Genomic DNA, 13,144 nt, shown 5'->3' with positions numbered 1-13,144 from the left:
CCTCTCCATTTGACAACATCTGCATGGCGTGATATACTATACTCCAGTATTGTAGTTGAGGTGTCGAATGCCAATTAGTAATAGCGAAGTCAAGGGTGATTTGCACCGGCGCCTGAAACGGATCGAAGGCCAGGTGCGGGGCGTTCAGCATATGCTGGACGATGATCGCGATTGCCGGGCGATCTTGCAGCAGCTTTCGGCCATTCGCGCGGCCGTGCAGCAGGCCAGCCTGCTGCTGGTCAGAGCGCATGCTACGGAATGCTTGCTGAATCCTGCACCAGGCATGTCCACCGAGAAGCTGGTGGATGAGCTGGTGGATGCGCTCAGCGGGTTGCCCATGACAACGGCTGTGGCTGCTGGCTCGTTGATCCCCGCATGATGCGAACGCGACGGCTGTTGGTGAAACATCCAACAGCGTGACGAGACAAACAGAAGTATCGTCCAAGAATCAATGTGGAAACGCTCGAGAAAGAGCAATTTTGGGAGAACAAAAATGACTACGAAACCGATGCATATCAGTGACGCGATGTATGAAGAGCAAGTATTGAAATCGTCTGTCCCGGTGTTGGTAGATTTCTGGGCGCCCTGGTGCGGTCCTTGCCGGATGATTGCCCCCTCGCTGGAGAAGTTGGCGGCCGAGTATGAGGGCAAGCTGCGTGTGGCCAAGGTCAACACCGATGAGAACCCGGTGTGGGCCGGGCAGTACGGCGTGCAGAGCATTCCCACCATGCTCTTGGTGCGCGACGGTCAGGCCGTGGACGCCATCGTGGGCGCCGTCCCCTATCCGTTTCTCAAGCAGAAGGTGGACAGCTTCCTGAGCGCCGCGCCCGCGCCTGTCCGGGTTGCAGAAATGGCCTAGGGGCCGATCCGCCATGTCGTGGGCCGGTCTCCTGACCGGTTCGCGACATTTTATGCTGCAAGCGGGCACGAATTGCGCCTGTTTCCTCAGACGGAAAAGTGAAGTCAATTCTCGCTTGCAGTACACATAGAAAAAGGTGTTACCATGAGTTTTTTCAGGCGAATTCTGGGCAGTGACAAAGCGCCCCGTGACCCGATTTTGGATGATCCCAACCGGCCGCTGCCGCTGCATGTGACTGACAGTGACTTCAAGTCGGTCGTGCTGCAGGCTGACCTGCCGGTGATCGTTGACTTCTGGGCCGAGTGGTGCGGGCCATGCCATTACATTGCACCCTCCGTGGAGCGGTTGGCGGCCGAGTTCTCCGGCAAGGCCGTCATCGCCAAGCTCGACGTGGATAATGACCCCGTCACGCCCAGCACCTACGGCATCATGGGTATTCCAACGTTGATCTACTTCAAGGGCGGCGTCGAGGTGGACCGTGTCGTGGGCGTCAAATCTTATCAAGAGCTGACCGCCCGCCTGCTTCCCCTTCCCCTGCTACCCGTGCCTGAACCGGCGTAAGGCCTGGATGCAGCCGGTTCACTGTGACCCGGCCGCGCCGCCGTCGCGTGAACACCCGAAAGCACGACCCTCTCGGTCGCCCAACGTGGCCGAGAGGGTCTTCTTATTCTTGCCGCCCAGAGGCCAGCAGTTCCAAATGTGGCCTGGTTTTTTACCACAGAGATCACAAAGAACGCAGAGAAGTTGCCGATTTGCGTCTGATCTGCCGTTTCTTTGTGTTCTCTGTGCTCTTTGCGGTTGAATGTGTGCTACATTTGGAACTGCTGCCCAGAGGCTTTGACGCTGGACACTGGTACCAGTATAATAGATGCACAACCTGACCGCGCGTGACGTTATCACGGCCCGATATGGCTCAACCCCTCCAGCCGCTGTGCGCAGAATGTCAGGTGAAAATGACGATGTGGCGGCCAAAGATGGGACCGCAATTGGGAAGAAAAAAGGAATCAGTAGATTATGACGAAACAAATACTCAGCCTGCACCTCGGCCCGGTTGGCGATACGACTCAGGAGGTCAAGCTCCTGGGTCAGACGCTTTCCGTGCGCCGCATCGGCGCCGACGGCAACCAGGAGCGCGTGGCCGACCTCATCCGTGAATTCGATGGCAAGGTGGACGCCATCGCCCTGGAAGGCATGTCCGCCAAGTTGAGCCTCGGTTCCGCCTCCGTCACCCATGCCGTGGGCGATCAGTTGCGCAAGTCAGCCACGCAGACGCCCGTGCTGGATGGCAACGGTATTCGGGGCGCGCTGGAACGCTGGGCGGTGCGCCTGGTGAGCGAGGCACAGCCCGGCCTTTTCAGCCAGAAGAATGTCCTCATGGTTCCCGGACTCAATCACCGCGGCCTGGCTGCCGCGCTGGAGGAGAAGGCTGTCGAGGTCAACTATGCCGATTCGATCATCTACTTCCGTTTGCCGACGCCGCTGGGCAGCTATGTGGGGCTTGATCGCGGCGCCGGGCCGGTGCTGGCGCAGTTGAAGGATGAGCCGTTCCGCCGCCTCTTCCCGCTAGCCGGCACGCCCGGTGTGGCGCGGACCGCGGCGCCCTTCGAGCACGCCGATGTGCTGGCCGGCGACATGGGCGCCATTCGCCGCTATGCACCCGCCGAACTGAAACGCAAGATCATCGTGGTGGAAAGCGCCAGCGATGAGGATATCGCCGACCTGCGCGGCCGCGGCGCTGAGATGGTGATTACCACCATGCCGTGGGAGAACAACGACCTGGCGCGCCTGCCCTCCCCGGTCATCGAGGCCATTTTTGTGGCGCTGCGTCCAGATCCTGCCGCGCCGCTGAACGAAGATACCTATCTCAACTTGATGGCCGACCTGGTGTGGACGCCCAAAATTTTGCGCCTCAAGGAGGAAAGCGCCCAAGTCAACCGCTTTGCCTTTGTGATCCATCCGCTCAGCACGCGCTACATCTATAAGGACAAACGCCTGCGCTATCTGCGCTTCCTGCCTGAAAAGCTGGTCGAGCATTACGTTGCCGAGATTTCGCCCATGTATCTTTCGCGCATCACCGGCGCGGTCTCTCCGGCCACCGGCCAGCGCGTCGAAGGCATTCTCCTGACCCTGGGCGCCACCCCGCGCGAGCTGATGCGCCGCGATCCCAGCTTCACTTACCGCCGCCTGATCAAGGCCGCGCGCATGTCCGAGCGCATGGGCGCGCGCATCATGGGCCTGGGCGCGTTCACCTCGGTGGTGGGCGATGCCGGCATCACCGTCGCGCAGAAGGTTGACATTGCCATCACCTCTGGCAACTCTCTCACCGTCGCGGCCACCCTGGAAACCGGCAAGCAGGCGGTCATCAAGATGGGCGCGACCGATTTGAGCCAGGGTAAGGCCATGATCGTGGGCGCGACCGGTTCCATCGGCGCCGTCTGCGCCCGCTTGCTGGCCCAGGCCATCTACAACGTCGTGCTGGTGGCCCCGCGGCCAGAGCGCCTGATCGCACTCAAGCGTCAGATCGAAGCCGAAACGCCCCAGGCCGTGGTGACGATCGCGACGCGTGCAGATGAGTACCTGGGCGATGTGGACCTGATTGTGACGACAACCACCGCGCTCAAGACCCGTATCATTGACATCACCCGCTGCAAGCCGGGCGCGGTCATTTGTGACGTGGCACGGCCGCCGGACATCTCCGAGGAAGAGGCCGCGTTGCGCCCTGACGTCCTGGTGATCGAATCAGGCGAGATTCTGATTCCCGGCGATGTTGATTTTGGCTTCGACATTGGCCTGCCGCCCAAGACCGCCTACGCCTGTCTGGCTGAAACGACCCTCCTCGCGATGGAAGGCATTTTCGAGGACTACACCCTGGGGCGCGAGATCGAAATGGATCGGGTCAAAGAGATCTATCGCCTCTTCAAGAAGCACGGCTTCCAACTGGCCGGCATGCGCTCGTTCGATCAGTATGTCACCGATGACGAAATTGCCCGCAAGCGCGCCATTGCCGACGAACTGCGCCGTGATCCGGCGCGCCTGCAGCGCCTGGTGGCCGATGCCCGCCATTCGCGCGAGGCCGTGAGCGTGGCCGACGCGGTCAAGCCAAAAGGCTTCCCCGCCAGTCTGTCGCCCCAAACAGTGGGCGCCGCGGCCGGCGCGCTGGTGGCCCTTGTGGGCGGTCTTTTCTTCAGCCGGCGCAAGACAGGGCGCTAGGAAATCGCTGAAAAGTCTGCATCAGGGCCCCCTCCCCCAAGCCTGGGGGAAGCGGCCGCGTCCGAGGCGACGGCAGAATTTCTGGATTGAATTCATGCAACTGCGCTCGTCTCCTCACAGACGAGCGCAGTCGTACCAGGTTTCTTTTCGCCCCGAATTCATTCGGCGGCTGATCGTAAAGGGGGTTATGATGGCATTTTATCGGGATGAGAAACAGTTTTACGCGGTCATGGACCGGCTCTTTGGCCGTTTGATGAAGGACGCCAAAGCGACGAATCAGTTTGCCCGCTCCAACATGGTGATTCGGCTCAACACGCGGCAGCCCAACGCGCAGATTCTGCTCGACGGCCGTGGCGGCCGGTGGAGGCGCTGTTCGGCCCCCAGGTGGGCAAGGCGGATCTGGAACTGAACCTGGAGGCGGATACCCTGCATCGCATCTGGCTTGGTGAAGTGCGCCTGCGCGACGCCTTCTTCGGCGGCCAGATTGCCACCAAAGGCTACGTCTTCAAGGCGATGCAACTGGGCGAACTCTTTCAGGAAGCCGAACGCCAGTATCCCCAAGTCCTGCTAGAGATGGGCCTGCGCTGATCTCCGGTCTAAGAACAGAGATCAGGGATCGGAGATCGGAGATCGGGTTTCGTGGAAGAAGGGAGTTCTTCCCCTTCTCCCCTTCTCCCCTTCTCCGCTCTCCCTCACCGCGCCTCGGCCAGGTAGGCTTTGTACGCGCGGAAGATCGCCGTTGGCGTCAGGTTGGGGAGAGCGAAGAGGTTGCCGGTCGGGTAGATGTCATCGGACGTGCTGTACCAGCACCAGCGCTGCACCAGGCGATTGTCATCGGCCGCGTAGCCAATCTGCGCATCGCTGGTGGTGGCGAAGTAGGTGAAGCTTGCGGTCAGGTAGGCTGCCACCACCTCTGGCGGAAAGCCGTAATCGGCCGGCATCAGGATGCCGTATTCGCTGACCACCAGCGGTTTCTCGCGTTGGCCGTGGGCCGCCATCCATTGCCGGAAGGTGACGACCTGCTGATGCACCAGGTCAAGCCGGTTGTGCTCGCTGATGTCCCACAGCGTCCCGTCGGTGGCAGCTTCGAAGCCGGGCGGCAGGCCAACGCCCCATGACCCTTTTTCTTCGCGCAGTACAAACGTATGCACGTTCCACACATCAACGGGCATCTCCTCGCCATAGCGCGCCCGGTAGAGGTCCCAAATTTCCTGCAAATAACGCAGTCGCAGCGGCGTCACTTGGCTGATACCGCCGATTGCCACGCGCGCGGTGGGATCGCTCGTCTTGAGCAGGCGATACAGATCATGATAGGCCGCCACATACTGCGCCGGCGTGGAGTTGTCCTGCCAGGCGACATCCGGCTCATTGCCAATCAGCCAAAGCGAGCCGGGGTTGGCCTGGGCCACGCGCTTCACGTCGGCCAGGGCGTTGAGCGGCTCGCCCTGCTTCAGTCGCACCATCTGGGCAAATTCCACGCCCGGCGCGTGCGCGGGCGTCAGGTGAATTTTCCAATCCAGGTACCAACCTGGCAGCGCCTCGCCCCACGTGTATTGCTCGAAGCTGCCGTTGGTGACGCCAATGCCGATGCGCTGGCGCCAGTCAGCCGGCAGGGCAGGGGCCGGAGCCGGGACGCTGACGGTGACTGTTGCCGTCGCGCCGACTGGCACGGTCAACGTGGGACTGATGACGCCGGTCGCGGGGGTGACGAACGGCGTGGTGGTGGGCTGCGCTGAAGGCGTCAGCGTGGAGGTGGGGGCAAAAAAAGCGACCGGTGGCGGCGCGGTGGGGACCAAAGGCTCCGGCGTGGGGGGCGGTGTCAACAGCTCGCCGGGGAGGCAGCCGCTGAGCAGGCCCGCCAACAGGAGCAGCAGCGCCAACGTCGCGCCGCACTGCCGCCGGCAAACACAACGGCGGGCACCCTGGCCCGCCGTCGCTGGAACTGACCGCTGCGATGCCGTGGTCAGCACATCACCAGGAGATGCGTCAGTCACCAATCGCTGTCTCCATTAGCTGTCCCCATTTAGCTGTCCCCATTTAGCTGTCCCCATTTCTCCCCGTGTCCCGATTGCCGCTGCTGTGCAGGGTGATCAGTGTATCATCGAGCGAACTGAGCGCTTGGTCCAGCTGGCTCAGCACCGGGTTTGGGTTGAACGACGCGGCCGGCGTGCTGGGCGGTGCTGGCAGGACCAGGTGCTCGGCATCTTCGCCCTGGCTCACACTCTCCAGGTGTTGGATCACCCGGCGCCGTGAGATGTGCAGGTCATGGCGTGACAGAATCTCTTTGAACTCGTGGTAGCGGTCGGCCAGATCGAGTGTCACCGACTGGTAGCCGTGCTCAGCCACCAACAAGCGGGCAGAATAGCGCATGATGTTGTAGAAAAACATCTGGTAGTCATCGGCCCGCGGCTCGATGAGGATGATGTCCACGTCAGGATGACGGCGTCGCAGCGTCTTGATGTGGTAATTCAGCCCGGAACGCATCATGATGCGGATGACCTGCGAACCGATGGCCTGCATGCCCCTCTCGCTGATGAAGGTGCCGTCAGGGCCGAGCAAGGGCACGCCGCGCTTGCGTTGATTGTTGAGCGGCACCAACGGATTGATGCAGACGATCAGTTTGGCGCCGTGCTCGATGGCCAGGTCAATGCTGGCGTTGCCGCGCATGCCACCGTCAATGTATTCGCGCTGGCCGACGCGCACCGGTTTGTACATGAGCGGCACGGCCGATGACGCGGCTACCGCCAGCGAAATGGGAACGTGACTGTTTTGGTCGGTGCCAAAGACGGAGCGCTGCCCGGTGTCAAGGTCGGTGGCAATGATGTACAGTTCGCGTGTCAGGGCACGAAAATCGTTGCTGGAGCCGGTGCGATTGAGCGCGCTGGCCATGTATTCTTCCAGGGCCATGCCATCGTACAGGCCCGAGGGCAGGACTTCCATCAGGGTCCAGATGAAGTCCCACAGGTTCATATCATTGACGTTGCGGCTGTAGTGACGCAGGGCGTTTTGCACCGTGGCGGGCAGCCGGAGCAGGCGCCCGATAAATTCCCGGTAGTTGGGCCGGAACAGGTCACCGGCCCAGAGGGCGCGTATCTCTGCATGGCGACCGGCCAGGGCATCCCCGGCCGCTGCCGGCGATGTGCCATTGGCTAACAGGCTGCCCACAATGGCGCCGGCGCTGGTGCCGACAAAAATATCGAAGTCGTTGACGGTCCGGTCCTGCAGGAGATCATCAATCGCGCGCAAGGCGCCAATTTCGTACACGGCGCCCGTCAGGCCACCGCCTGCCAGAACCAGAGCGGTTTTACTGGTGCGCTCGGCTGTCATGTGCTGCTCTCCTTTGGCGTACGCGGATTGGGCGCCGCGGCGGCGTCCGTTGCTGGTGCGTTGGGCCGATCCCGGCGTGCAGACATGAGGGCATCCAGCTCGGTGGTCAGGGCTTCCAGTTGGGCCTGCAGGGCGAGGATGTCCGCTCGCGTCGGGATATTCAAGCGACCAAGAATGCTCTCGTCTGTTTCGCCTGCTGTCCTGCTGCCCGCGTGTGGCGGGGCAAAGCGCGCCAACTCGGCGCGCAGGCGATTCGCCTCGGGCACGGCCAATTCGCCGCGTTCTACCAGGGCGTCCAGCCGGCGGTTTATCTCTTGTTCCAGCAAACGAACGGCGCTGGTCGAGGCCTGCAGCGAACGCCATAGATAGTCCAGCGTGTCGCTGCCGGTGCGGATGAGATTGGAGAGGATGGACTTGGGCAAAAAGCCGGAACGTTTTTTTTCTTGTTCGAAGATGATTTGCGAGAGGGTAACCGTGGTCAGGTCTTCACCGGTCTCATGATCCACCACATGCAGATCTTCGCCGCGATGGATCAGTTCCGTAATGCCGTCGAGTGTGATATAGCGTTTGGCTTCTGTATCGTACAACTTACGGTTTGGATAACGTTTGATTACGAGCATTGCCTGACTCCCTTATCACAGCCCTTGATAGCATTATAACGTTCTTGCCGCGATGTGTCAAACAAATCACCCAAAAAGCAACCAGGCCTCACGGCGCTTTCTGAGAGCGGCCGGAGACCTGGTTGTCAATCGTGAGCGATGACGCACACCGGGGGGGGGGTGCCATTTACGCGGTGCTCTTCTTCAGGTCGTCCACCTTCTTGGTGAGGTGAGCGATCTTCTTGCCCAGTTCTTCGATGTCGTGCTTGGTGGGCACATTCAGCCGGTTGAGGATCTTCTCGATCTGATCTTCCACCATGTTGGACGCGTTCTCCACGCTCTTCTCAACCTGTTTCTCCGCGCCGTTGCGACGGGAAATGACGTCCTTGACCAGCTTGCGGCCATCGCGCTCAGCGATTTCGCCGCGCTCGACCAGGCGATCTACAAAATCCTGAATCTCATCGGTCGTCAGCGCCACGGCGCCCACGCCTGCCAGTAGGACACGGTGTACGGTTTCAAACAGCGGTGTCGCCTTCTCGGCGGTTTCGGCGATTTCGGTCTTGACCACTTCCACGGCCTGTTCAGCTTGTTCAGCAATTTTCTTCTGTGCCATTTTGTTTCTCCTTATCATAGTCACGCGCCTGCCTCTATGTTCGTGCAGACGCTTAGTTTCATCGCGACGGTGGTTAATTTATAACGCATCGCGTCATAAGCGATTATAGCACGGCTCCCCGGAGATGTCAAGCAACAGCCCACGCCGGTCGGCTTTGCAGTCGTTGCAGCGACTTGCAGTCGCCTGCGCCTGCGGATTTGCTTGACAAATGTCATGGGCACAGGTATACTTGAGTCGAGACGATAAGGCCCCCCGTGCAGAGACCGTGGCCCCCCGTGCAGATGAAGGATGGACGACGCTGCTATGAAATTCCTGGCCGCGGCAATCAGCCGTACTCGTAAACCCTGTGAAGGCACTGGGGCGCGTCTGCGCTCTGGCGCCTTTTTTGCTTAGATACAGAAGTTATCGAAACCACTTTGACAAGGAGGCTCTTTGATGGATTCAGGCTTGATCGGTAAGATCGAAAAAGGCAAACGGTATGCACAGGAGGCTGATCGCGTACACGTGGCCTTACTGCGCGTGAATTTTCACGGTGAGCACAGCGAACACCAGGTGGGGTACAACGAAGGGGCATGGAACTGTGACTGCGGTTCGTTCCAGCACTGGGGTTTGTGTAGTCACGTCATTGCGCTGGAAACCATCTTCACCGGGTACCTGATGCCGGCGCCGCTGCCGACCCCGGCCGGTGAGCCGGTGACCGCCTGAGCGCGGGTTCTCCTCACCCCCGGCTTATGTTCCGCCATCGCCGGCCCGTCAGCGCCGGCATGTAATCAAGCGGCGCCGCGCTGCATCTACTCTGGCAATCGGCGACCGCACAGCACAAGCGATCGTCTCTCTTGTGTCCTTCGCTCATGACGGGCGGGTTGGGACAGGTGGTCTTGACCCGCCCGTTTCGTTGTCGCGAAACATCGCTTGAAACAACATTCTGGAGAAAACCTTGAAGCGCTGGCAGTTCTGGTTGGGTGTCTTGATAAGCGTTGTCTCTCTCTATCTGGCACTGCGCGGGCTGGACATGGCCGAAGCCTGGCAGGACATTCGGGCCGCGCGTTACGTTTGGTTGATTCCGGGTGTGCTGGTCTATTTCTTGGCTGTGTGGGCGCGCACCTGGCGCTGGCACTACATGCTCGGCCCGCTCAAACCGGTGCCGCTTGGGCGCCTGTTCCCAATCGTCTGCATCGGCTACATGGGTAACAACATCTACCCCGCACGCGCCGGCGAGATCATCCGTTCGTATGTGCTCAAGCGCAAAGAGGGCATCAGCATGAGCGCCTCGCTGGCCACGGTCATCGTCGAGCGCGTGTTCGATGGCCTGGTGATGCTGCTCTTTGTCTTCATTTCACTCCCCTTTGCGCCCATGCTGCAGGACTTCCGGCAGCCCGTCATCTTCTTCAGCGCCATCTTCTTCGTGGCCCTGGCCGTGTTCATGGTCCTGGCCGCGTCGCCCACACGCACGCGGCGGCTGTATGATTTCGTGGCCAACCGGTTCCTGCCCGAACGCCTGCGCCCTCGCGTCAGCGAGTTATTCGACCGCTTCATGCTCGGTCTGTCGTCATTGCGCCGCGGCCGCGACGTGTTCATGATCTTCGCCACCTCCATCGTCATCTGGCTGGCCGAAACAGTCAAATACTGGTTCGTCATGCACGCGTTCAACTTCTCGGTTTCCTTCATCGTTTTGATGTTGATGAACGGCATTGTAAACCTGGCTACGACACTACCGGCCGCACCGGGCTATGTTGGTACCTTCGACGCATCCGGCATCGCGGTTCTGCGTGCCTTCAACGTACCTAGCGAGATTGCCGCCGCGTACACCCTGGTGCTGCACGTGGCGCTGTGGTTCCCCATCACAGCCCTGGGCGCCTTCTTCATGTGGCGCGAACAGATCACGTGGCGCGATTTTGGCGCGGCCGCCCAGTTGCGGGAGACAAGTTCGGCTTCATGATACAACCGGAAATATGGCATGACCACAAATCATTTTAGCAGTCACACCCTCGCCAACGGGTTACAGATTCTGATCCAGGAAATGCACCACGCCCCCGTGGCGTCGCTTTGGGTCTGGTACCGCGTGGGCAGCCGTAACGAGCGCCCCGGCCTGACCGGCGCCTCACATTGGGTGGAGCACATGCTCTTTCGCGGCACCGAACGCTTCCCCAGCGGCGCGGTCCACAAGTTGGTGGCCCGCGAGGGCGGCACGCGTAACGGCTTCACCTCTCTCGATTTCACCGCCTATTTTGAAACCCTGCCTGCGGATCGCATCGAACTGGCGCTGCAACTGGAGTCCGATCGCATGCTCAACGCGCGCTTTGCGCCTGAGGATGTCGAAGCCGAGCGCACGATCATCATCTCCGAACGGGCCGGCCACGAAAACAGCCCGGGCTTTCTGCTCGATGAAGCCATGAACGCGGCCGCCTTTTCCGCCCACCCCTACGGCCACACCGTCCTCGGCTCGCGTGCCGACCTGACCAGCATGACCCGCGACGATCTCTGGCAGCACTACCGCACCTTCTACGCGCCCAACAACGCCATCGCCGTCGTCGTCGGTGATGTAGACAGCGATGCACAACTGGCGCGCATCACGGAATTGTTCAGCCCTGCGCCGGCCGCGCCCGCGCCCGTGCCGCTGATGGACATCCAGGAGCCAGCGCAGACCGGGATGCGTCGCGTCACGGTGGAGGGCGATAGCCCGGTCGCCTATGTCGAACTCGCCTTCCGCGCGCCCACGGCCCTGCACCCCGATTTCTTCGCGCTGACCGTGCTCGATGCCATTCTCAGCGGCGCCAAGTCGCCCTCGGCCTTCGGCGGTGAGCCGCTGGGGCGCAGCGCCCGCATCTATCGCCGCCTGGTAGATTCCGGGCTGGCCGCTGGCGCCGGTTCCTACATACGGCCCAGCCTCGACCCGCATCTGTTCAGTTTCTATGCCACGGTGCGCGCCGGGCAAGCCGTTGCCGCGGTGGAAGATGCGCTGTGGGCGCTGGTAGACGAGGCGGCCGCGGGTCATTTCACCACCAGTGAAGTGGAGAAGGCGATCAAGCAGGCGCGGGCGCAGTTCGCTTATGGCAGCGAGAGCATCACCCAGCAGGCCTACTGGCTGGGCTTCAGCGCGGTGGTCGCTTCGTCCGCCTGGCTCAGCACCTACCTTGACCAGGTCAGCCGGGTGACGGTGGAGGAGGTGCGCCGTGTGGCGGCGCACTATTTGCGGCGTGACCAGTGTACGGCAGGACACTACCTGCCACGTCAGGCGGCCCACTGATGTTTACCCAAGACCTGTTCAGAACTACGCTGAGTAACGGGCTGACGATCCTGGTCAAGCCGGTGCATACCGCACCGGTGGCCAGTGTCTGGTTGTGGTATCGCGTGGGCAGCCGGCTGGAAGTGCCTGGCATCACCGGCGCCTCACATTGGGTGGAGCACATGCTCTTCAAGGGCACCGAGGCCTTCCCGCCCGCTGAAGCCGATCGCCAGGTCGCGCGCGTCGGCGGTGTGCGCAACGCAATGACCTGGATTGACTTCACCACCTACTACCAGACCGTGCCGGCGGAACATTTCGAGCTGGCCCTGCAGATCGAAGCCGACCGCCTGTGCAACAGCCGTTTCGAGCCGGCAGAGGTTGACAGCGAACGCACCGTCATCATCTCTGAACGGCAGGGCGCGGAGAACGAGCCGCAGTTCCTGCTGGATGAGGAGATCAGGGCGGCCGCGTTCAAGGTGCATGGCTATCATCATGGCACCATTGGCTGGCAATGTGATCTGGAGCAGATGACACGCGCTGACCTCTACGACCACTACCGGCGCCACTACACGCCGCGCAATGCCGTGGTCGTCGTGGTCGGCCCCTTCGACGCCCCAGAGGTTGCGGAACGGATCGCCGCCTGTTTCGGTCAGATCGAAGCCGGGCCGGCGCTGCCACCGGAGCGCAGTCAGGAGCCACCCCAGGCCGGTGAGCGCCGCGTGATCCGCCGCGGGCCGGGCGACACCGTCTACATCGAGATTGCTTACCATGTGCCGGGCGCCATGCATCCTGACCATTTCCCGCTGGTGGTCATGGACACCATTCTGGGGGGCGCCCATGCCATGAGCATGTTTGCCGAAGACGAACCGAGTCGCAGTTCGCGCCTCTACCGCGCCCTGGTGGAAACGGGCCTGGCGGCTGCTGCCGGCTCGCAGTTGATTCCCACCGTCGCGCCGTTCCTTTACAGTGTGAGCGCCACGGTGCAGGCCCCAACCGCCCCCGCGGAGGTCGAAGCGGCGCTGCTGGCCGAGGTGCAACGCATGGTGGACGGACCGGTCAGCCAGGCCGAGGTGGCCAAAGCGATTAAGCAGACGCAGGCCGAGTTCGTCTATGGCGTCGAAAGCGTCACCGACCAGGCTTACTGGCTCGGCTTCAGCGAAGTGGTCGCTTCCCAGGACTGGCTCGAAGGCTACCTGGCGCGCCTGGCGGCTGTCACCCCGGCCGCTGTGCAGCGGGTCGCGGCCACCTATTTGCAGGCGGACCAGCGCACGATCGGCATTTTCATTCCAGATGCGCTGCCGACATGAGGA

Annotated in this window: 13 protein-coding genes; 9 read left to right on the top strand and 4 right to left on the bottom strand. The window is 61.6% G+C overall.

Features of this window, described 5'->3' with window-relative positions:
• The first annotated feature begins 67 nt into the window (after positions 1-67).
• From IPM84_07100 to IPM84_07080, 5 genes are all read left to right on the top strand, one after another.
• Positions 68-379, top strand: coding sequence for a metal-sensitive transcriptional regulator (locus tag IPM84_07100; GenBank protein MBK9092534.1), 312 nt, complete (start codon positions 68-70; stop codon positions 377-379).
• Positions 380-451: 72 nt separating this feature from the next.
• Positions 452-859 (top strand): thioredoxin, encoded by a 408-nt coding sequence (gene trxA, locus IPM84_07095; protein MBK9092533.1) that lies wholly within the window; start codon positions 452-454, stop codon positions 857-859.
• Positions 860-1,003: 144 nt separating this feature from the next.
• On the top strand, positions 1,004-1,420 hold the full coding sequence (gene trxA / locus IPM84_07090) for a thioredoxin (GenBank protein MBK9092532.1): 417 nt from the start codon (positions 1,004-1,006) through the stop codon (positions 1,418-1,420).
• 453 nt (positions 1,421-1,873) lie between these two features.
• Entirely contained in the window at positions 1,874-4,069 is a 2,196-nt protein-coding gene (locus IPM84_07085; protein MBK9092531.1) for a serine carboxypeptidase, read from the top strand.
• A 360-nt stretch (positions 4,070-4,429) separates the two neighbouring features.
• Entirely contained in the window at positions 4,430-4,657 is a 228-nt protein-coding gene (locus IPM84_07080; GenBank protein ID MBK9092530.1) for a hypothetical protein, read from the top strand.
• Between the two features lie 104 nt (positions 4,658-4,761).
• On the opposite strand, the gene IPM84_07075 is transcribed toward IPM84_07080, so the two are convergent.
• The 4 genes from IPM84_07075 to IPM84_07060 all read right to left on the bottom strand — a co-directional run bounded on the left by IPM84_07075 (position 4,762) and on the right by IPM84_07060 (position 8,608).
• The gene (locus IPM84_07075; GenBank protein MBK9092529.1) at positions 4,762-6,063 is read right to left on the bottom strand and encodes a hypothetical protein; all 1,302 of its coding nucleotides are present in this window, start codon (positions 6,061-6,063) and stop codon (positions 4,762-4,764) included.
• Positions 6,064-6,106: 43 nt separating this feature from the next.
• Positions 6,107-7,396, bottom strand: a complete 1,290-nt coding sequence (locus tag IPM84_07070) for a patatin-like phospholipase family protein (protein MBK9092528.1) — start codon at positions 7,394-7,396, stop codon at positions 6,107-6,109.
• Positions 7,393-8,016 (bottom strand): pesticidal protein Cry15Aa, encoded by a 624-nt coding sequence (locus tag IPM84_07065; protein MBK9092527.1) that lies wholly within the window; start codon positions 8,014-8,016, stop codon positions 7,393-7,395. Before IPM84_07065 ends, IPM84_07070 begins: the two co-directional genes overlap by 4 nt.
• Before the next feature lie 166 nt (positions 8,017-8,182).
• Complete coding sequence (locus IPM84_07060) at positions 8,183-8,608, bottom strand: phasin family protein (protein ID MBK9092526.1); 426 nt, start codon at positions 8,606-8,608, stop codon at positions 8,183-8,185.
• Positions 8,609-9,043: 435 nt separating this feature from the next.
• On the opposite strand from IPM84_07060, the gene IPM84_07055 reads away from it, so the two are divergent.
• From IPM84_07055 to IPM84_07040, 4 genes are all read left to right on the top strand, one after another.
• Positions 9,044-9,313 carry an SWIM zinc finger family protein gene (locus IPM84_07055; protein MBK9092525.1) on the top strand — a complete coding sequence of 90 codons (270 nt, stop codon included), beginning with the start codon at positions 9,044-9,046 and terminating at the stop codon, positions 9,311-9,313.
• Positions 9,314-9,545: 232 nt separating this feature from the next.
• Entirely contained in the window at positions 9,546-10,547 is a 1,002-nt protein-coding gene (locus IPM84_07050) for a flippase-like domain-containing protein (GenBank protein MBK9092524.1), read from the top strand.
• Between the two features lie 18 nt (positions 10,548-10,565).
• Positions 10,566-11,855, top strand: coding sequence for an insulinase family protein (locus IPM84_07045; protein ID MBK9092523.1), 1,290 nt, complete (start codon positions 10,566-10,568; stop codon positions 11,853-11,855).
• Positions 11,855-13,141 (top strand): insulinase family protein, encoded by a 1,287-nt coding sequence (locus tag IPM84_07040; GenBank protein MBK9092522.1) that lies wholly within the window; start codon positions 11,855-11,857, stop codon positions 13,139-13,141. The genes IPM84_07045 and IPM84_07040 overlap by 1 nt, the downstream gene beginning before the upstream one ends.
• Positions 13,142-13,144 lie beyond the last annotated feature (3 nt).

It is taken from the genome of Candidatus Amarolinea dominans, from assembly GCA_016719785.1.
GTDB classification, from domain to species: Bacteria; Chloroflexota; Anaerolineae; order SSC4; family Amarolineaceae; genus Amarolinea; species Amarolinea dominans.
This window is presented reverse-complemented; position numbering and strand designations above follow the sequence as displayed.

Coding starts and splice junctions, on each gene's coding strand:
- IPM84_07085 (MBK9092531.1), top strand. CDS start 1,874: ATGACGAAACAAATACTCAGCCTGCACCTCGGCCCGGTTGGCGATACG.
- trxA (MBK9092532.1), top strand. CDS start 1,004: ATGAGTTTTTTCAGGCGAATTCTGGGCAGTGACAAAGCGCCCCGTGAC.
- IPM84_07055 (MBK9092525.1), top strand. CDS start 9,044: ATGGATTCAGGCTTGATCGGTAAGATCGAAAAAGGCAAACGGTATGCA.
- IPM84_07060 (MBK9092526.1), bottom strand. CDS start 8,608: ATGGCACAGAAGAAAATTGCTGAACAAGCTGAACAGGCCGTGGAAGTG.
- IPM84_07070 (MBK9092528.1), bottom strand. CDS start 7,396: ATGACAGCCGAGCGCACCAGTAAAACCGCTCTGGTTCTGGCAGGCGGT.
- IPM84_07065 (MBK9092527.1), bottom strand. CDS start 8,016: ATGCTCGTAATCAAACGTTATCCAAACCGTAAGTTGTACGATACAGAA.
- IPM84_07045 (MBK9092523.1), top strand. CDS start 10,566: ATGACCACAAATCATTTTAGCAGTCACACCCTCGCCAACGGGTTACAG.
- IPM84_07040 (MBK9092522.1), top strand. CDS start 11,855: ATGTTTACCCAAGACCTGTTCAGAACTACGCTGAGTAACGGGCTGACG.
- trxA (MBK9092533.1), top strand. CDS start 452: ATGTGGAAACGCTCGAGAAAGAGCAATTTTGGGAGAACAAAAATGACT.
- IPM84_07100 (MBK9092534.1), top strand. CDS start 68: ATGCCAATTAGTAATAGCGAAGTCAAGGGTGATTTGCACCGGCGCCTG.